The following is a 20,276-nucleotide window of genomic DNA, read 5'->3' as shown; positions in this document are numbered from 1 at the left end:
GCATCAAGTTCTACCGCAGCGCCAACGACAACGGCCAGAACGTCGTCGATCTGTGGACCACCACCGGCACCAGGCTTGCCACCGCCACCTTCAGCAACACCACCGCGAGCGGCTGGCAGACGGTGAACTTCACGACACCCTTTACCATCGCCGCCAACACCACCTACATCGCCTCCTATCACACGACAGGCGCTTACGTGGCGACAGACGGTTTCTTCACGAATGGCGTTTCCAACGGCCCGCTATCGGCCCTGTCGAGCGCTGCTGCCGGCGGCAACGGCGTCTACGCCTATGGCGGAACCGCGACCACGAGCATTTTCCCGACCAGCACCTTCGATTCGGCAAACTATTATGCCGACGTGGTCTTCCGCCCGCAGCTTGTCGCGTGAGGCATCGGATGAGATCAGGAACGGGTTTCGAATGAGCAGACTGCCCGTAACAGTGCTCGCCGGTTTTCTCGGCGCCGGCAAGACGACGCTTCTCAGCCATGTGCTGACCAACCGCGAGGGCTTGCGGGTTGCCGTCATCGTCAACGATATGAGCGAAGTGAACATAGACGCCAGTCTCATTCGAGACGGCGGCTGCAACCTGTCGCATACGACCGAGACGCTGATTGAGCTCAGCAACGGCTGCATATGCTGCACCCTGCGCAACGACCTCCTGACGGAGGTACGGCGACTGGCCGAAGAAGGGCGATACGACTATCTGCTGATAGAAGGGACCGGCATCGCGGAGCCGTGCCCCATCGCTGCAACCTTTTCCTTCCGCGACGAGAAGGGTGTTTCGCTCTCCGATTTTGCGAAGCTCGACACGATGGTCACCGTCGTCGACGCCGCAAGCCTCCTGGCCGATTACAGCAGCGCCGATCTGCTTGCCGACCGCGGCCTGCAGCGGGACGGCGAGGACCGGCGGACGCTCATCGACCTGTTGGTGGACCAGATCGAGTTTGCCGATGTCGTCGTCATCAACAAGATCTCGGACGCGAGCGAGGAGATGCGCACGGAAGTCCGCAAGACGGTGGCGGCCCTCAACCCCGATGCGCGCCAGGTGGAGACGGACTTCGGCAAGGTTTCTCTTGCGGCCGTGCTCGATACGGGGCTCTTCGATGAAGCGAAAGCTGCCGCCCATCCGCTGTGGCACAAGGAATTGTACAGCCCGGGCGACCATGTTCCGGAGACGGAAGAATACGGGGTATCGAGCTTCGTCTATCGCACCAGGCGTCCCTTCGACCCCATGCGGTTTCGAGCCTTCCTGGACGAGCCCTGGCCGGGGGTCATCCGCGCCAAAGGCCATTTCTGGCTTGCCACGCGGCCGCGTCACGTGGGTCTGATGTCGGCCGCCGGAGTGCAACGGCGCTGTGAACCCATGGGACTTTGGTGGGCAGCCGTCCCCCCACAGGACTGGCCGAGCCATCGGCAGTTTCGTGAGCAACTGGAGAGCCGGTGGGACAACGCCTGGGGCGACCGTCGGCAGGAACTCGTGTTCATCGGCGTCGATATGGACGAGATGGCTGTGCGGACGGCGCTGGACGACTGCCTGGCCAGCCCGGATCCGCGTGAGTGGCGGGCTCTCGAAGATCCGTTTCCGGCCTGGTAGCACGCGCCGGCGGCTGAGTTAGCCGGCTCGACCGGCCCAATAATCAGAATTCCTTTTCAGCCAGCCACGGCCACTTGGCAGTCGCCGCCCGCCCGTGTGCGGTGAGGGGTCATCACATGGGCGTATGGGGGTACCACCCATATACCCAAGATTGCTGTCGTACGTTCCCTGACGAAAGCTGGCAGGATGAAGTCTTCCAATGTCGGTCGACGGGAAACGGGGGCGCCACTCTTGCTGAGAATTCATGTAAGGAATCGTGAGTACCTGTGTATTGCCGGCGTCACGCCGAGCGTCAGTCAAACATCCTCTGCCTGGACCTCATTGCTTGGAACTGCGATCGTGGTGTCTTCGAGCACCCAGGGTCCCTCCAGCTTTGCCAGTCAGGAAAGCGCCGCCGTCCAATCCTCCTTCACCGGCGCCATCCCATCTTCCCTGATATCATCGGGCGACACGCAATCCTCGACGGCGATATCGCCGCCTTCGGGCGATGGCGGCACGCAGGACACGTCCACCAAGACGGCTTTGCTTGGGACGGTTCTGCAGACGACGACCACATCAATCGAGCGCACCGTGCTCGGCCCGGACCCATACCAGGAGGCGGCGACGCTGCCTGCGGCGCCCACGCTGACGGGTATCACCAGCGATGCCGGCACGGCGAGCCCCACGCCGCAGCCGCTCGATCCTTCCATCAGCACCGGCACGGCGTCGTTGAGCCTTCAGACCTCGATAGCCTCCATCTCGCTGCAGCCGAGCGAGGAGGTTTCCGCCGAGACCCCGGTGGGCTCGGTGGCGCTCGCAGCGCCTGTGGCTGCGGCTGTGGCCGTGCCGACGCTCAACAAGATCGCACTCGAAAACCTGAAGCAGGGCAACCCTATCAGCGAGTGGGGGCTGGAGGGCGATGGCAACGGCACCATCCAGGGCTTTGCGACCGAAATCAGCACGAATATCGGCCAGACGGTCGATTTCAAGATCGCCACGGATTCCACCCATTACCGCATCGATATCTACCGCATGGGCTATTACGGCGGAGCCGGCGCGCGCAAGGTCGATTCGATCGAGAAATCGCTGACGACGGCGCAGATCCAGCCGCATCCGATCGTCGACATGTCGCTCGGTCTCATCGATTGCGGCAACTGGTCGGTCTCCGCCAGCTGGCAGATCCCAGCCGATGCCGTTTCCGGCGTCTATTTCGCCAAGCTGGTGCGCGAGGACGGCACCGAGGATGCGAGCATCATCCCCTTCGTCGTGCGCGACGACGCCTCGACCAGCGATATCGTCTTCCAGACCTCGGACACGACATGGCAGGCCTATAATGCCTGGGGCGGCGCCAGCCTCTATTACGGCGAAGTGCCGGTCGACCCGGCAGACATGATCGGCTACCTGCCGCCGAACTGCAGCTGCGGCCTGACCGCGATCGGCCGCGCCTCGGCCGTCAGCTATAACAGGCCGATCATCACCAATACGAGCCCGATCGGCGGCTCGCACGATTACATCTTCGGCGTCGAATCCTCCGCCATCTCCTGGCTGGAGCAGAACGGCTACGACGTGTCCTATATCTCCGGCGTCGATGCCACGCGCAGCGGCGCGCTGCTGCTCAACCACGATGCCTATCTCTCCGTCGGCCATGACGAATACTGGTCGGCCGAGCAGCGCGCCAATGTCGAGGCGGCCCGCGATGCCGGCGTCAACCTCGCCTTCTGGAGCGGCAACGAATGCTATTGGAAGGTCCGCTGGGAAAGCAGCATCGACGGCAGCGGCCAGGCCTATCGCACCATGGTCTGCTACAAGGAGACCTGGGGCACGAGCACGGACCCGAGCAATGTCGGCACCGGCACCTGGCGCGACCCGCGTTATGCCGATCCGGGGCAGGAGCCGGAGAATTCGCTGACGGGCACGATGTTCCAGGTGGACAGCTACCGCCAGGATACGATCTCCATCCCCTACGACTATTCGAACCTGCGCTTCTGGCGCAATACCGACGTCTCTGAGATCAACGAGGGCGACACCTACAATCTGGTGCAGAACCTGCTCGGCTATGAGTGGGATTCCGATGTCGAGAACGGCTTCCGGCCGGATGGACTCGTCAACCTGTCGCTCTCGTCCATCTCGGTCGATACCTATCTGCGCGATTACGGCACGACGGTCGGTTCCGCCGTCGCCACGCACAGTCTCACCATGTACCGGGCAGCAAGCGGCGCGCTGGTTTTCGGCGCAGGCACCGTCTTCTGGTCCTGGGGCCTCAGCGACAACCACCAGGGCCCGACGACATCGACCGATCGCAACGTGCAGCAGGCGATGGTCAACATGTTCGCGGACATGGGCATCCAGCCGACCACGCTCGATGCGAGCCTGATCCTCGCGACACAATCGACCGACACGCTGAAGCCCACTTCGTCGATCAGCTCGTCGATGTCAGGCGCAAGCTTCGTCGAGGGGCAGCGCGTCACCATCACCGGCACGGCGCAGGATTTCGGCGGCGGCATCATTGCCGGCGTCGAGGTCTCCACCGACGGCGGCCAGCATTGGTTCAAGGCCACTGGCCGCGAGAGCTGGAGCTACAACTGGGTCGTCCAGGCGAGCGGCACCTACACGGTCATGTCGCGCGCCGTCGACGACAGCGTCAATATGGAGGCGCCATCGGCCGGCAAGCAGGTCACGGTGACCCTGCCGGCAACAACGACGAGCCTCTGGACGCTTGCGGAAAAGCCGGTAATCGAAACCGCGATCGATCGCGATCCCGTCGAACTCGGCCTGCGCTTCCAGGCAACGACGGCAGGCTCGGTGCAGGGCATCCGCTTCTACAAGGGCTTCTACAATACCGGCGACCATGTCGTCAGCCTCTGGACCGGCGACGGAACGCTGCTGGCGACCGGGGTGTCGGTGGGCGAGCCGCTCTCCGGCTGGCAGACGGTGATGTTCTCCAGCCCGATCCAGATCGCGGCCGGCACCACCTATGTGGCGTCCTATCACAGCAACGGATTCTTCTCGCTCACCGAGAACTATTTCAGCGAGCCCTATGCCAGCGGCGCGCTGAAGGCCGTCGATGGCGGCGGCGTCTTCGCCTACAGCACCAACGCAGGCACATTCCCCGGCCAGAGCCCCGGCGGCTCCAACTACTGGGTGGACGTGGTCTTCGATGCCGGCCCGAACAGCCAGCCGGTCGCGACCGACGACACCGGGCTGACCATCGGCCACAATGGAACGCTCGTCATCTCGATTGCCGCGCTCGTGGCAAACGATACCGATCCCAACGGCGATGCGCTGACCATCACCGCCGTCGGCAATGCGCTTAACGGCACGGTCGCTCTCAACACGCAGACCGGAACCATCACCTTCACGCCCACCAGCAATTATTCGGGCCCGGCAAGCTTCAGCTATACGCTGTCGGACGGGCGCGGCGGCTCTGATCAGGGCAATGTCAGCCTCACCGTTCAGGCCGGTCCGGCCGGCGAGACGCTGTTTACGGCAAGCGAAGGACCGAGCGGCGGCGGCTTCAACGACAATACGGCGATGGAACTCGGCATGAAGTTCGTCGCTTCCGTCAACGGCACGGTCTCCGGCATCCGCTATTACAAGGCTGCCGGCGATACCAGTGCGCATACCGGCTCCATCTGGAGGGCGGACGGCACGCTGGTTGCCACTGTCAGCTTCATCAACGAGTCGCTCTCCGGCTGGCAGACGGCGACCTTCTCCACGCCGCTGCAGATCACGGCGGGCGCGACCTATGTCGCCTCCTACCATACGACCGGCAGCTACGTGGCGACAGCGGGCTATTTCAACACGGCGCATACCAGCGGCTCGCTGACGGCGCCGGCCGGTGCGAACGGCGTCTACGCGGTCGGATCGGGCTCGACTTTCCCGACCCAGAGCTATCAGTCGACGAATTACTGGGTCGATGTCGTCTTCAACCAGTCGACGGGCAACACGGCGCCGGTCGCCGCCAATGACAACGGCTACACGACCTATGCCAATACGGCGCTGTCGATTGCCGCCGCCAATCTGCTCGCCAATGACAGCGATGCCGATGGCGACCCGCTTGCCGTCACCGGCGCAAACGGCGCGGTCAACGGAACGGTGACCTTCAACAGCCAGACCAATACAGTGACCTTCACGCCGACGGCAGGTTATACGGGTTCGGCAAGCTTCTCCTATTCGATCTCGGACGGGCAGGGCGGCACGGCCTCGGCAACCGTCAGCCTCACGGTCAATTCGCAGCCCGGCGGCGGGGCGACTTCGAGCCTGTTCACCGGCGCAGACACATCAGGGGTTACTTCAGCCAACGACGCCAACTCGGTCGAGCTCGGCGTCAAGTTCATCGCTTCGGCCAACGGCCAGATCACCGGGCTCACCTATTACAAGAGCACCCAGGATACCGGCACGCATGTCGGCTCGCTCTGGACGACAAGCGGCCAGTTGCTTGGCCAGGCAACCTTCATCAACGAGACGGCGAGCGGCTGGCAGACCGTCTCCTTCACCCAGCCGATCAACATCACGGCCGGCACCACCTATGTGGCGAGCTACCATTCCAACGGCTTCTATTCGGCAACGGCCAACTATTTCACGACGGACTATACGAGCGGCGCGCTGACGGCGCCGGCAAGTTCGGTCAGCGGCGGCAACGGCGTCTATGCCTATGGCACGAGCAGCCTGTTCCCGACCTCCTCCTACAATGCCGCGAACTACTGGGTCGACGTGCTCTATCAGCAGGGCACGCAGAATGCGGTCCCGGTCGCCGCCAACGATAGCGGCTTCTCGACCAATACCGGCACGCCCGTGACCATCCAGGCCTCGGCGCTGCTTGCAAACGATAGCGATGGCGATGGCGATCCGCTTGTCATCACCGGCGTCAGCGGCGCGGTCAACGGCTCGGTCGCCTGGAATGCCCAGGCCCAGACCGTGACCTTCACGCCGACGGCGGGCTATTCTGGGCCGGCAAGCTTCAGCTACGCGATCTCGGACGGCAAGGGCGGCACGGCCTCGGCTCAGGTCGCGCTCACCATCAACCCGGCCGCGGGTCCGGAGCAGAACCTCTTTGCCGCCGGTGCGACGCCCTCGGTCGTCTCGGTCAACGACAACCAGCAGATCAATCTCGGCATGAAATTCCAGGCCGATGCCGCCGGCTGGATCACCGCCATCCGCTTCTACAAGGGCGCCGACAATACCGGCCCGCACAACGGCTATCTGTGGACGGCTTCCGGCACGCTGCTCGGCAGCGTCACCTTCAACAACGAGACGGCGAGCGGCTGGCAGACCGCGCAGCTCAGCCAGCAGATCGCCATCCAGGCGGATACGACCTACGTCGTCTCCTACTCAACCAACGGCAATTATTCGGCGACCGGCAATTATTTTGCCAGCGACGTGACCAACGGGAATCTGAAGGCGCCCGGCGGCAGCAACGGCGTCTATGCCTATGGATCGGCCGGGCTGTTCCCGACCGCCAGCTACAACAGCACGAACTACTACGTGGACGTGGCATTCAAACCGCAGCTCGCGGCGTAACGCCCACGCGGATGCAAGGCCAAGCATGCTGTAAAGAGTGAGAGTATCGATGATGCGTACGGATATCAGATTGCCGGTTACGGTTCTCGCCGGGTTTCTCGGCGCCGGTAAGACGACTGTGCTCAATCATGTCCTGAGCAATCGGGAGGGTCGCCGGGTTGCCGTCATCGTCAACGATATGAGCGAGGTCAACATCGACGCCGATCTCCTGCGCGAGGGGGGCGCGGACCTCCTGCGCACAGACGAGACGCTGGTGGAGCTCACCAATGGATGCATCTGCTGCACGCTCCGCGAAGATCTCCTGAGCGAGGTGCGGCGCCTGGCCGCCGCCGGCCGTTTCGACTATCTGCTGATCGAGGGCACCGGCATTGCCGAGCCGCTGCCTGTTGCAGCGACCTTCTCCTTCCGCGACGAAAGCGGGGCGGCCCTTTGCGACGTGGCAAGGCTCGACACGATGGTCTGCGTCGTCGATGCGGTCAATCTGCTTGCCGATTACCGGAGCGCCGAGTTCCTTGCCGATCGCGGCGAAAGGCGTGACGGGGACGATGAGCGCAAGCTCGTGGAACTGCTCGTCGAGCAGATCGAATTTTCCGATGTCGTCATCATCAACAAGGCAGGCGACGTATCCTGCGCCGATCTTGCCGAGGTTCGCCGGGTCGTCGCCGCACTCAATCCGGATGCCCAGGTCATCGAGGCGGTCTTCGGCCAGGTGCCGCTCGGCACGATCCTGGATACCGGCCTCTTCAGCGAGGCGAAGGCCGCCCGCCATCCGCTCTGGCACAAGGAGCTCTTCGGCTGGGGCGAGCATGTGCCGGAGACCGAGGAATACGGCATTTCAAGCTTCGTCTATCGCAGCCGCCGGCCCTTCGAGCCGCTGAGGCTCAAGGATTTTCTCGACAGGAAATGGGCGGGCCTCATCCGCGCAAAGGGTCATTTCTGGCTGGCGACGAGGCCGGATGAGATCGGCCTCCTATCGATCGCCGGCACTCAATGCCGCATCGAAACCAGGGGATACTGGTGGGCCTCCGTGCCGCGGGTGCAATGGCCGCGCTTTCCGCAATTCCGGGAGCTCATCGACCGGCATTGGGACGATGTCTGGGGCGACCGCCGCCAGGAACTCGTCTTCATCGGTTCGGGCTTCGACAAGGCGGCGATCCGGGCCGCGCTCGACGATTGCCTGACCGGGGACGAAACAGGCTTCGATCCGCAGACCGCCGTCGGCCTTCGCGATCCGTTTCCGGCGTGGCGGCACGACGCTCACAGGTGAAAGTATTTTTCCAGTCAACCAGAGGAGAGAACCATGAGCAGCGAACTTTATGCAGACGGCATCGGCGAAATCACCGTCACGGGCACGATCGTGCGCATCGACCTGATGTCGCTTTCGGCCACCGACCGCGATGCCAACAACAATCCGAAGCCGGTCTTCCGCCAGCGCATCATCATGCCGATCGACGCCTTCGCCAATGCGGTCGATCTCATGCAGAAGGCGCTCGGCGGCTTGGTCGAGGCGGGTGCGGTTCGCCGCGTCGGCGACATGTCGGCGGCTGGCGATATGCAATCGGCGCCGGGCGGCGCGTCGAACGCCTCGCCGAACTTCAACTGATAAACGGGGTGCGGAGTCTGCGCGTCCATCCGGACGCGCAACGGACGCCCCGGCTTTTAAATCCAAGTCTCGGTCTCGTAGTGTTTCGGGTGGGCCATGAGTGGTTTTCTGCATACCAATCTGCACTGTCTTGCGCTCGTCGCGCGTCATCACGGGGTCGATCTTTCCCCTGAGCGATTGCAGCACGATTATGCCGTCGGCAACGATCCGGTGGCCGTGCGGCAGATGCTCCGGATGGCCAAGGATGCCGGCCTCAGGGCCACGCACCTGACGCTCGACTGGCGGAGCCTGTTCCAGCTCGGCGAGGCCTTCCCGGTCCTTGCCGAACTTTCGAACGGCAATTGGGTGGTCATCGCCGGGGCTCTCGGGGAGGGCGAAGATGAGAGAATCCGTGTTCTCGACCCGCTTGCCACGCGCCCCGACGTCATGCTGCTGAGCGAGGAGCAGTTCGCCAAGGCCTGGCTCGGATCGGTGGTTCTGCTGAAGCGCAACTATCGCATGTCGGATGAGGACCGGCCCTTCGGCTTCCGCTGGTTCATTCCCGAAATCATCCGCCAGCGCAGCTTCTTCCGCGACGTGGCGCTCGCAGCCTTCGTGCTCTACGGCCTCGGGCTGACGACGCCGATGTTCTTCCAGCTCGTCATCGACAAGGTGCTGGTCCACCAGAGCTATGCAACGCTGACCGTTCTGACGATCGGTATCGCGGTAGCCCTCGTTTTCGACGCGACCTTCAGCTTCCTGCGCCGATATCTGCTGCTCTACGCCACCAACAGGATCGACATCCGGGTGGCGACGCGCACTTTCGGCCATCTGCTCAACCTGCCGATCGCGCTCTTCGAGCAGGCCTCGGCCGGCGTTCTCGTCAAGCATATGCAGCAGACGGGACGCATCCGCGAATTCCTGACCGGCCGGCTGTTTCTGACGCTGCTCGACGGCGTATCGCTCTTCGTCTTCGTGCCGATCCTGCTTCTCTACAGCGTCAAGCTGACGCTCGTGGTGCTCGGCTTCGCAGCGCTCGTCGGGCTTGTCGTGATGATGCTCGTCGGGCCGTTCCAGCGCCGCCTGCAGGCGCTCTACCAGGCCGAAGGCGACCGGCAGGCCCTGCTTGTCGAAACCGTGCACGGCATGCGCACCGTCAAGTCACTGGCGCTGGAGCCGCGCCAGCGCAAGGTGTGGGACGATTATTCGGCGCAGTCGATCTCCGTGCGGTTCCGGGTCGAGAAGATCTCGACCATCGCCCAGTCGCTGACCGGGCTTCTGGAAAAGCTGATGAGTGTCGCGATCATCGGGCTCGGCGCGCTCGACGTATTCAGCGGTGCGATGACGATCGGCGCGCTTGTTGCCTTCAACATGCTCGCCGGCCGCGTTTCAGGGCCGCTCGTGCAGATCGTCACCATGGTGCACGAATATCAGGAAGTGGCGCTTTCCGTGCGCATGCTCGGCGAGATCATGAACCAGCGGCCGGAGCAGGCGGGCCGCGGCCGTGGTGTACGGCCGCATCTGCATGGCCGCATCGAGTTCGACAAGGTCACCTTCCGCTATTCTCCCGATACGGCGCCTGCGCTCGACAATGTCTCCTTCGCCATTCCGGCGGGCTCGGTCTTCGGCGTGGTCGGCAAGAGCGGCTCCGGCAAGACGACGATCACCCGGCTCATCCAGGGGCTCTACCAGAGCCAGGAGGGGCTGGTGCGCATGGATGGTTACGACAGCCGCGAGATCGACCTCGTGCATTTGAGAACCAGCATCGGCGTCGTGCTGCAGGATAATTTCCTGTTCCGCGGCTCGGTGCGCGACAATATCGCCGCCGCCAAACCCGATGCCAGCATCGAGGAGATCATGGAGGTCGCCCGCGTCGCCGGTGCGGAGGAATTCATCGAGCGCCTGCCGCGCGGCTTCGACACGATGCTGGAAGAAAACGCCGCCAACCTTTCCGGCGGGCAGAAGCAGCGGCTGGCGATCGCGCGCGCGCTGATCACCGACCCGAAGCTTCTGATCTTCGACGAGGCGACGAGCGCGCTCGACCCCGACAGCGAGGCGATCATCCGCGAGAATCTGAGCCGCATCGCCGCCGGGCGCACCGTCATCATCGTCTCGCACCGGCTTTCGACGCTTGTCGATGCCGATGCCATTCTCGTCATCGATCGGGGCAAGGTCGCCGATATCGGCCGGCACGACCAGTTGGTGTCGCGCTGCATGACCTATCGCCACCTGTGGGCACAGCAAATGAGGCAGGTCGCATGAACGCGCACGTCAGAAAATCCAGCGAGAACCTGCCCGTCGCCTCAGACAATGGTTCAGACAAGGGACCACCAGGCAGGAGCGGGCCGCTCGTCGCCCGCCCGCCGCTGCCGCCGGCGATAGCGGAATTCCAGTCCGACGCCGTCGAGCTGGAAGAACGCGCCCCGCCGCGCGTCGCGCGCATGACGCTCTATTGCGTGACGGCGCTGATTGCCGCGACCATCATCTGGGCCTCCGTCTCCGATATCGACGAGGTGGTGATCGCGCCCGGCAAGCTCGTCACCACGCAACCGACCATCGTCGTCCAGCCGCTGGAAACCTCGATCATCCGCACGATCGACGTGAAGGCCGGCGAGGTGGTGCATGCCGGCCAGACGCTCGCGACGCTCGACGCCACCTTCAGCCAGGCCGATGTCGACCAGCAGCATGCAAAATTCAGCGCGCTCGATGCCCAGGTGAAGCGCATCGAAGCGGAGCTTGCCGGCGACGACTACCCCGTCATGGCCGGCAACACGCCCGACGAGATGCTGCAGGTGCAGCTCTTCGGCCAGCGGCGGGCCTTCTACACGGCGCAGCTGCAGAATTTCGAGCAGCAGATCGCCGGCCAGTCGGCGGCACTTGCCGCGGCCAAGAACCAGGAGGCCGTGCTCATCGACCGGCGCGATACGCTCTCGCAGATCGAAGGCGCACGCGAGCGGCTCTTCAACAAGCAGAGCGGCTCGCTGATCACGATGCTGGGCTCGCGCGACGCCCGCCTCGACGTCGAATCCGATCTGACCGCCGTCCGCGGCAGGGCCGACGAGGCGGCGCATGCCTATGCCAAGCTGAAAGCCGACCGCCAGGCCTTCATCGAGGATTTCCGCCGCGCCGCGATGGAGCAGCTGGTGGAGCTGCGCGGCCAGCGCGACATGGCGGATGAAGAGCTGAAGAAGATGGAGCTGCGCCGCAACATGGTGTCGCTGACCGCACCCGCCGACGCCGTCGTGCTGGATCTCGCCCAGCGCTCCATCGGCTCCGTCGTGCGCGAAGCCGAACCGATCGTCACCCTGGTGCCGATCAACGTGCCGCTCGAAGCCGAAGTGTCGATCAACACGCGCGACATCGGCCGCATCGCCGTGGGCAAGGAGGCCCGCATCAAGCTCGACGCCTATCCCTTCCAGAAATACGGCACGGCCTCCGGCGAGGTGCGCACCATCAGCCAGGACACGTTCCTGACCGGCCAGCAGGACCAGACCGCCACCCCGAGCCAGCCGGCCGCCCCCTTCTTCAAGGCCCGCGTCCTGCTTGCCGACACCCGGCTGAACGCCGCGGATATACCGGTGCGGCTGCTTCCCGGCATGACGGTGTCGGCGGAAATCAAGGTCGGCCAGCGCACGGTGATCTCCTATTTTCTGTATCCGCTGCTGCGCGGCCTCGACAACGCGATCCGCGAACCCTAGGGCGCTGCGCATCGGTCACGGTCAACTGCCAAGCGACGATTGGCCTATGCGGGGTGAGTGGTATTGCCTTGTACCAGCTCGATCCGGGCTTGCCAGAAATCCGGCACAGGCTCTCCCTCGGTCATCCGCAACAGCGCCTGTGCGGCCTTCTCTCCGATTTCCGTGCGCGGCACGTCGATCGTGGTGAGCCGCGTTCGGACCGCATTGGCGAGCGATGTGCCATTGAAGCCGGCTACGGAAATCCGCTCAGGCACCGGAATGCCGGCCTGGTGCAAGTAGGAGAGACCGCCCAGCGCCATAGTATCGTTGAGGAAGTGAATGCCGTCGATTTCAGGGTGCATCCGCATGAGTTGTTCCGTCAGGAAACGTCCCGTGACAGCCTGCCGCGGCCTATCCTCGCAGATCACATTGATGAGATCGATGTGGGCCGCGGCAAGCGACGATTTCAGCGCGAGATAACGCCGGCGGGCGTTGAGGTCCTTGTCGAGTTCGGCGCCCACATAGGCAATGCGCCTCAGGCCCCGATCAAGGAAATGGGTTGCAACCAGGCGTCCCGCGTCCTCGTGTGATGGACCAGCGCTGAAATCCAACGCGTGCCTGTCGCAATCCCAAAGCTGGATCGCCGGGCAATTTCGCCGAGCCAGAAGCGCTTCCGCATCGGCACTTCTTGCCATGCCGCCGTTCAGCAGGAGCCCGGCTGGCCGGAAGGACAGCATGGCCCGGATCAAGTCCGCCTCTATGGACGGATCAAATTGTGATTCACCGATGAATGTTTGGAACCCCCGCGGCCTGAGTATCGCATTAACCCCGCTGAGGACTTCCGAATAGACGATGTCACTGATCGACGGGATGATGACCGCGACGATCCGGCTTCTGCGCGAACTCAATGTACCGGCGAGGCTGTTGGGCAGGTATCCAAGCTCGTGCGCCGCCTGCCTCACTCTCTGCCGCGTTTCCTCCGAAATGTTGCCGACCTCCCGCAGCACTTTGGAGACGGTCATTTTGCTCACCCCCGCCTTGGCGGCCACCTCAGCCAGGGTGACGGTTTTCGAGCGCTCTGAGGCCACCATTTTCTCCTGTTCTCCGATGCTTATGAATTTGCTTGACGCAGAAAAATGTTATCGATAACTTTGCCACAAGGTTAGCGATAACCTTAAAGCTGGCAGCCTGTAATCTCAAGCCCTTCGGACGTCGTCCGGTCGGCATAATGGAAGGCTCTCATGCCGGCGATGGGAGGTCCGGCACGCGGTTCGCAAGGCTTCGAAGCAGAAGCGAGCGAAAACGCGCCCGTTTGAAATCATCCAGAGGAGGAAGGTCAATGAAGTTTTCGAATAGCATCCGAACCGCACTGGCTGCGATCGGGATCGTCGCGGCCGGCTTGGCGTCTGCGGTCGAGGCGCATGCCGTCACGCTGAACGACATCATCTCGCGCGGCACCGTCCGTATTGGCGTCCTGACCGGCGCGCCGCCCATGGGAATGGTTGATGAAAAGGGCAATCCCACCGGCTACGATGTCGATGTCGCGAACCTGATCGGGGGGTATCTGTCGCTGCCCGTCGAGCTTGTGCCTTTGACGCCGCCGGCCCGAATTCCCGCTTTGCAGACCGGTAAGGTCGATTTCCTCGTCGCCACGCTGGCGCCGACCGGAGAGCGTGCGAAGACCGTGATGTTCACCCAGCCCTACAGCGCCTTCAATATGGACATCATCTCCGGGCCTGACCAGAAATTTGCCAAGCTTGCCGATCTCGAAGGCAAGCGCGTGGCCGCCAATCGTGGTTCGTCGCAGGAAACAGCGTTGCGCAAAGCTGCGATTCCAGGCCTGGAAATCGTCGTTTACGAGGATGATTCCACCAGCGCGCAGGCGCTGATCGCCGGCCAGGTTGATGCGGTAGCGCTGCCCTCGACGGTCGGCGACGCGATCATCAAGCAGCGCCCGGATGCCGGCCTGCAGGTCGGCTTCACTTTCTTCCAGCAGGGAAACTCGATGGCTACCAAGCTTGAAGATTTCGAACTGCGCCAATGGCTCAATACCGCCATCTACCTGATGAAGGTCTCCGGCGATCTCGACAAGATTGCGACGAAATGGACCGGCCGGCCGATGCCGACACTGCCGACGTTCTGATCGCCGTTTCCCGGACCCGCCGGCAATTGCGCCGGCGGATTCTCCCTTAGCCACGGAGTCCTCATGTCCTACACATTTCAGTTCGGCGTGCTGGCCCAATACCAGGAGCAGATCTTCAGCGGCATCTGGCTGACGATCAAGCTGTCGGTGTTGTCGATCATTCTCGGCTGCACTGCCGGCATAATGCTTGCCTCGGTACGCTCCGTCTGGGGCGGTGTGGTCCGCCTTCTCGTCGATGCCTATGTCGAGATCATTCGCAATACGCCCTTCCTGGTCCAGCTGTTCATCGTCTATTTCGGCCTGCCGGGCCTCGGCCTGCGCGTCGGTGCCGATACGGCTGCGCTGATCGGCATGACAATCAACCTTGCCGCTTATTCGACGGAGATCATTCGGGCCGGCATCGAGGCAATCCACAGGTCGCAGATCGAGGCTGGCGAAGCCTTGGGGCTCACGCGTTTTCAGATCTATCGTCACGTCATCATCGTGCCGGCGATCGCAAAGGTCTATCCGGCGCTGTGCAGCCAATTCGTGCTGATGATGCTGGCCTCCAGCATCTGCTCAGCCATCTCGACCCAAGAGCTCGCCGCCTCGGCTGCCTTTATCGAATCGCAGACCTACCGATCCTTCGAAATCTATATCGCCGTCACGGTGATCTACCTCGCCCTGGCGCTGGCGCTGCGCGCTGCGCTCGCCCTGATCGGCATGCGGCTTTTCGGCCGCCGCGTCGCCCGGCGCGCGATGACCGTGCTCCCGGAGGTGCAGGCATGACCTTCACGACCTTTGGCGCCGATCAGTTCGGCTTTCTTCTTCTATCGCTGCAATGGACGCTCCTGCTGACGGTTATCGCGCTGATCGGCGGCGGTTTGCTGGGCTTTGCCGTTGCGCTCGCCCGCACGGCGCAGTTGAAGCCTGTGCGAATTGCCGCCGCCACCTATATCCAGATCATCCAGGGCATTCCGGTGCTGATGATCCTGTTTCTCTCCTATTATGGCCTCAGCCTCGCCGGCTTGGAACTGCCGCCCCTCTTCGCGGCAGGAGCGTCCATGACGATCTATGCCTCCGGCTATCTTGCGGAAATCTGGCGGGGCTGCATCCAGGCAGTGCCGAAGCAGCAATGGGAGGCCTCGGAATCCCTCGCCATGAGCAGGTTGCAGCAATACCGCTTTGTGATCCTGCCGCAGGCCATGCGCATCTCCTTGCCGCCGACCGTCGGTTTTGGCGTCCAGGTGGTGAAGAACACTTCGATCGCCTCGATCATCGGCTTCGTCGAGCTTGCCCGGGCAGGGCAGCTCATTAACAACGCGACGTTCCAGCCATTCCGCGTCTTCCTCGTGGTCGCCGCGCTTTATTTCGTCGTCTGTTACCCATTGTCCCAGCTTTCACGCTTGCTGGAAAGGAGGCTTCATGCCGGAAGTAGTCGTTGAAAACGTCCACAAGAGCTTCGGTGCTCTCGAAGTCCTCAAAGGAGTATCTCTGACCGTCGGCCGCGGGGACGTCTTTGCGCTGATCGGTCGATCGGGCTCGGGCAAAAGCACGCTGCTGCGCTGCATGAACGGCCTGGAAAAGATCAATTCCGGCCGCATCGAAATTGCCGGCCATACACTCGGTCAAGACGCAAAGGCGCTTCGCAAGCTCCGCACCGACGTCGGCATCGTCTTCCAGAGCTACAATCTCTTTCCGCACCTCACTGTGGGCGAGAACATCATGCTGGCGCCGCGGATCGTCAAGAACGTTGCGAAGGCGAAGGCCCGTGAGGTCGCCGGCGAGGTACTGAAACTCGTCGGCCTGGCGGAAAAGTTCGACTCCTACCCGGACCAGCTTTCCGGTGGCCAGCAGCAGCGCGTCGCCATCGCCCGGTCGCTCGCGATGCGGCCGAAGGTCATGCTCTTCGACGAGGTCACATCGGCCCTCGATCCAGAGCTCACCGAAGAAGTGCTTATGGTGATGGAACAGCTCGCCCGCGACGGCATGACCATGATCCTCGTGACGCATGAAATGGCTTTTGCCCGGCGCGTCGCTACGCAGACGATCTTCATGCACAAGGGCAAAATCTGGGAGCAGGGACCGTCTGCAAAGCTCTTCGCCGACCCGCAGACGCCGGAACTGCGGCAGTTCGTGAAATCCGACGTCAAATAGAGGCTAGGCGCATCGGATTTGGTGAGCGCCCAGCCCCTCGAAGCTTACGACCGCTTTTTGATGGTGCTGTAAATGATGTTGCGGTTGGCGCCGAACCAGACTGTCTTATCAACCGTGTCTTCCGCCGCGCTAGCATTGGCAATGCGCCACATGTCGGCCTCGGAACGCTGGAGGAGCTCCCAGTTCATATAGGATTCCATGTATCCGTCATCGGCCATCTCGTCGGAGAAGTTGGCAAATAGAAAGACGCCGCCCGGTTTCAGCATGTCCATGCAAATCTGCGTGAGCCGGATGGCCACTTTGTCGGTGAGGTAATCGTACAGTCCTGCGGCGTAGATCAGATCGAATGTGCCAATCTGATGCTTTCGCGCGAGCAGGCCGCGCACAGATCCATCGATCGGCTCGACGGAAGTCCCGTGGAACTGGCTCGAGATCGAGCCGATACTTTGGGGATCCTGATCAAGGGCAACCCAGCGTTTGAGACGCCCTTCCGCGAGCGCCGTCGACGCCTCCGCTTCGCGAAGGTGTCCGGCGGCGATGGCCAGGACTTCGGTATCCGAACCCGTTCGCGCAGCGGTGTCGTCAACGTAGCGGGTCAGGATGTCGCGACGCTCTCTCACGGCGACCGGGCCGGGCGCGTTGATCGTGTATTCGAAGATATCCAGACCGAGAGGGGTGGATCTGGCCACTTCTTCGGCCACCGCCGGATGCCCATAAATAAAGTCTATGAGACCGGCATCCCCGGAATAGCCGCGAGGTTTTTCAAAGGACCAACGCGTGAACGGGCACTGCTGCAGAATCTCTGCCGAGGAATGGGCCTGAATAAACGGGATGAGCTTCTGCCACACAGCGCCGAATTTCTGGCGGATGTCATGAAGCTGACCAATCAGCCACCTGACTGCGCCAGGCAGGTCTTTGCCGGCGGAGAACCGCTGCATCGCGATGTTGATGACGATCGCAAACTCAGCCTCCGCGGTCCGCAGGAGATCCGTTTCATGATCCTGGTGAGGTGAGGGGAAGTTATTGCTGACGGACTGCGGTGTAATCAGGCTTTGGCCATCGAGAGAAAAGAGCGGCTGTGCCACGGAACCTCACTGGTAAATAACAACTTAAGAGATAGGATAAAATCCTCAGCATTCTCTTAACGTCAAGTCAAGGTCCGCGGCAGTGGTCGCCACTGCACCACCTAATTTTAGAAAATATTAGTGAAGCCGAGAGATACAGTGCCAGCTTCGGCGCTGTTCGAGTGTTATCGGTTGATGCGGGATCTGCGTAGGGCTATCCAATTCAGCTGGCGGTCTGCGTAGGGCAACTGCTGCAAGATGTTGGGTGGCAGGGGCATGATGCACGTGTTAGCCGAGACCGCAGTCGCCACCATGCGGCCGACGCTGTCGCCAGAACGGTTGCGTCGTCTTTATAAGCATAGGAGCGAGAGCGGCCGAAAGTGCGCGACGCGCAGCGGCCTCTGGATCGCGGTGGCTGCTTACCTCGCCTACGCTTTCACGGACTATCTTTTTATTGGCGATGTCGTTCGCTACACGGTCGCTGGCCGGGTGGCCGTGAGCGCCGCTGCTTTATGCATGCTGGAACTCTTGCTCTACCGTAAGGCAAAAGCCGATACGGTCGACATGGCCGCGGCGGCGTCTGTGCTCGCAGCTTATCTCGCCTGGCTTCTCACTGCCCAGATGACCACGGTCAGGGAAGCGTTCTCATACTATATGGTTTTTGGCGCGATCTTCATGATGAGCGTCAACCTGTTCTTCAGTTTCCGGTTTCCGCTTGCCCTGGCGGCCTCCGTCACGAACATGCTCATCTTCATTGGCGCCCTCTGTCTGTTCGCGCCTATGTTGCTTGTCCACAAGCTGATCCTCGGTGCCTTCTGTATTTCCTGCTTTATTTTCACGTCTTACGTGAACCTTCAGCTCAACAGGGAGCGCTATAAAGTCTTCCTGAATGCTCTTGAAGCGAGTTTGCAGCAAGCGGCCGCCGAAGAAAGGGGCAGGGCGCTTTTGCACCTCTCGAACACGGACTCGTTGACGGGCCTTGAAAATCGCCGGGCAATCGATCAACGCCTGCGTGATCATTGGCAACGCTGGCAGGACCAACGAGCGCCCTTTGCCGTGCTGCTGATCGATGTCGATTACTTCAAGCACTATAATGACTGCTATGGCCACCAGGAAGGTGACCGTTGCCTTGTGGCTGTATCCGAGCTTCTCCAGAGCGTGGCCTCGTCCTACGGCTCGATCATCGGGCGATACGGCGGCGAGGAATTCATCGTCATCACACCCATGCAAAATTCGGAAAGAGCGTCCGCACTCGCAGAAGCAATGTGTGCTACCGTCCGCGCGCTGGCCTGGCCGCACGAGCACCGGCGGGACGGGACCGCCGTCATCACCGTGAGCGTCGGCGTATCCTACACGCGGGACCAGACCAAGCAGGTCGACAAGGTCATTCATGAAGCCGATCGCGCGCTTTATGCCGCCAAGGCAACGGGTCGCAACACCGTCGTGGTCTTCGATCCCGACGACCCGCAGAGCAGCGATGACAGCGAGGATATCGCCGCGACCCTGAAGATCGCGCTTGAACACGGCCTCGTCTCCCTCGTCTATCAGCCGATCCGCAACGTCCAGACCGGCAATACGGACGGTGTAGAAGCTCTGATGCGTTTGAGGATGCTGGACGGAACCGCCGTACCGCCGGATAGATTTATCCCGGTTGCGGAAAGGACAGGTTCGATCGTTAAACTCGGCCGGTGGGCCATTCGCACTGTTTGCCGGGACCTGTTGGCAGCCGATCTGGTGCAGGTTGCCAGCGTCAACGTTTCGCCGATTGAACTGAAGACGCCGGGTTTCGCCAGCTATGTCGCGGCAACACTGGCGGAATTCGACGTGGCGGGCGCCAGGCTTGCTTTCGAAATTACCGAAGGCGTGGAACTGGAAATCGACCAGGAACTGGTCCGCTGCATTAGTGACCTGAGGGCGCTCGGCGCTCAAGTCTGGCTCGACGACTTCGGCACAGGCTTTGCCGGGCTCTCGTGGCTTCGCCTGATAGACTTCGACACCGTCAAGATCGATCGGTCCTTCCTCCATGACAGCAACACGGAGAGAGGCAAGAGGATGCTGCTCGACATCATCAGCCTGCTGCGCAATCGCGGCGTGAAGATCCTCGTTGAAGGCGTCGAGACGATCGAACATCAACTGCTGATGCAGCAGTACGGAATCAACCAGATCCAGGGATATTACATCGGACGGCCCGCGCCGGCGGCTCGGCTTGAAACGGATAACGTGCTGCCGTTCAGCATGGCCAGGAACCTTGATGCGAAGCGTCTGTCTCGGAATGGGCCATAGGTTCAGATCCCTTCAAGGCGACAAACATGAGGAGAAGGATGACGCACGCGCCTTTTATGAGGCGGTCGGCTTCCTGCCTTCCCCATCCGACCCCATGATGCTGATAGTCGGCTTGCGCGATCTCAACAACGCGCTGAACTCATAACCGTTGCGCTTACCTTGCCGGCGGAGAGCCAATGGCCGCCCCTCTCTCATCGTTCGAGAGAACAGAGCTCCTTTTGAGGCAAGTCAATGCGCAATTCCCGGCAGACGTCAAAATGACGGTATCAGGTCTCGACCCTCCTCATTCGGAGTGA

The 20,276-nt window shown here is 62.1% G+C and carries 14 protein-coding genes; 12 read left to right on the top strand and 2 right to left on the bottom strand.

The features are described 5' to 3' along the window. The 7 genes from QD408_RS24425 to QD408_RS24395 form a co-directional block, all read left to right on the top strand. Positions 1 to 389, top strand: a 389-nt coding sequence (locus QD408_RS24425) for a DUF4082 domain-containing protein (protein WP_414141070.1), incomplete at its 5' end; no start/stop codon positions are given. A gap of 31 nt (positions 390 to 420) precedes the next feature. Then, positions 421 to 1,596, top strand: a complete 1,176-nt coding sequence (locus QD408_RS24420) for a GTP-binding protein (RefSeq protein WP_414141069.1) — start codon at positions 421 to 423, stop codon at positions 1,594 to 1,596. 186 nt (positions 1,597 to 1,782) lie between these two features. Then, positions 1,783 to 7,095, top strand: coding sequence for a DUF4082 domain-containing protein (locus QD408_RS24415; RefSeq protein ID WP_414141068.1), 5,313 nt, complete (start codon positions 1,783 to 1,785; stop codon positions 7,093 to 7,095). 49 nt (positions 7,096 to 7,144) lie between these two features. Next, positions 7,145 to 8,362 (top strand): GTP-binding protein, encoded by a 1,218-nt coding sequence (locus QD408_RS24410; protein WP_088681531.1) that lies wholly within the window; start codon positions 7,145 to 7,147, stop codon positions 8,360 to 8,362. Positions 8,363 to 8,395: 33 nt separating this feature from the next. Further along, the gene (locus QD408_RS24405) at positions 8,396 to 8,698 is read left to right on the top strand and encodes a hypothetical protein (protein ID WP_088681532.1); all 303 of its coding nucleotides are present in this window, start codon (positions 8,396 to 8,398) and stop codon (positions 8,696 to 8,698) included. A 96-nt stretch (positions 8,699 to 8,794) separates the two neighbouring features. Continuing rightward, on the top strand, positions 8,795 to 10,939 hold the full coding sequence (locus QD408_RS24400; protein ID WP_414141066.1) for a peptidase domain-containing ABC transporter: 2,145 nt from the start codon (positions 8,795 to 8,797) through the stop codon (positions 10,937 to 10,939). Further along, on the top strand, positions 10,936 to 12,375 hold the full coding sequence (locus QD408_RS24395) for an HlyD family type I secretion periplasmic adaptor subunit (protein WP_414141065.1): 1,440 nt from the start codon (positions 10,936 to 10,938) through the stop codon (positions 12,373 to 12,375). Before QD408_RS24400 ends, QD408_RS24395 begins: the two co-directional genes overlap by 4 nt. A gap of 44 nt (positions 12,376 to 12,419) precedes the next feature. Here the strand turns inward: QD408_RS24395 and QD408_RS24390 are convergent, their stop codons facing one another. Next, positions 12,420 to 13,445, bottom strand: coding sequence for a LacI family DNA-binding transcriptional regulator (locus tag QD408_RS24390; protein ID WP_088681535.1), 1,026 nt, complete (start codon positions 13,443 to 13,445; stop codon positions 12,420 to 12,422). Positions 13,446 to 13,693: 248 nt separating this feature from the next. Between QD408_RS24390 and QD408_RS24385 the strand changes: the two genes are divergently transcribed. The 4 genes from QD408_RS24385 to QD408_RS24370 all read left to right on the top strand — a co-directional run bounded on the left by QD408_RS24385 (position 13,694) and on the right by QD408_RS24370 (position 16,633). After that, positions 13,694 to 14,497, top strand: a complete 804-nt coding sequence (locus QD408_RS24385; protein ID WP_088681536.1) for a transporter substrate-binding domain-containing protein — start codon at positions 13,694 to 13,696, stop codon at positions 14,495 to 14,497. Between the two features lie 63 nt (positions 14,498 to 14,560). Further along, positions 14,561 to 15,265, top strand: a complete 705-nt coding sequence (locus tag QD408_RS24380; RefSeq protein ID WP_088681537.1) for an amino acid ABC transporter permease — start codon at positions 14,561 to 14,563, stop codon at positions 15,263 to 15,265. Next, entirely contained in the window at positions 15,262 to 15,921 is a 660-nt protein-coding gene (locus QD408_RS24375) for an amino acid ABC transporter permease (RefSeq protein ID WP_414141064.1), read from the top strand. Before QD408_RS24380 ends, QD408_RS24375 begins: the two co-directional genes overlap by 4 nt. Next, positions 15,902 to 16,633, top strand: a complete 732-nt coding sequence (locus tag QD408_RS24370) for an amino acid ABC transporter ATP-binding protein (RefSeq protein ID WP_088681538.1) — start codon at positions 15,902 to 15,904, stop codon at positions 16,631 to 16,633. Before QD408_RS24375 ends, QD408_RS24370 begins: the two co-directional genes overlap by 20 nt. Before the next feature lie 44 nt (positions 16,634 to 16,677). On the opposite strand, the gene QD408_RS24365 is transcribed toward QD408_RS24370, so the two are convergent. Beyond that, positions 16,678 to 17,718 (bottom strand): class I SAM-dependent methyltransferase, encoded by a 1,041-nt coding sequence (locus tag QD408_RS24365; protein ID WP_088681539.1) that lies wholly within the window; start codon positions 17,716 to 17,718, stop codon positions 16,678 to 16,680. A gap of 255 nt (positions 17,719 to 17,973) precedes the next feature. On the opposite strand from QD408_RS24365, the gene QD408_RS24360 reads away from it, so the two are divergent. Next, complete coding sequence (locus tag QD408_RS24360; protein ID WP_414141063.1) at positions 17,974 to 19,980, top strand: putative bifunctional diguanylate cyclase/phosphodiesterase; 2,007 nt, start codon at positions 17,974 to 17,976, stop codon at positions 19,978 to 19,980. The last annotated feature ends 296 nt before the right edge of the window (positions 19,981 to 20,276 follow it).

Source organism: Rhizobium sp. BR 249 (assembly GCF_047445895.1).
In the GTDB taxonomy this organism is placed as follows: domain Bacteria; phylum Pseudomonadota; class Alphaproteobacteria; order Rhizobiales; family Rhizobiaceae; genus Rhizobium.
The sequence above is the reverse complement of the archived record's forward strand: the minus strand, read 5'-3'. Positions and strand labels throughout refer to the sequence as shown.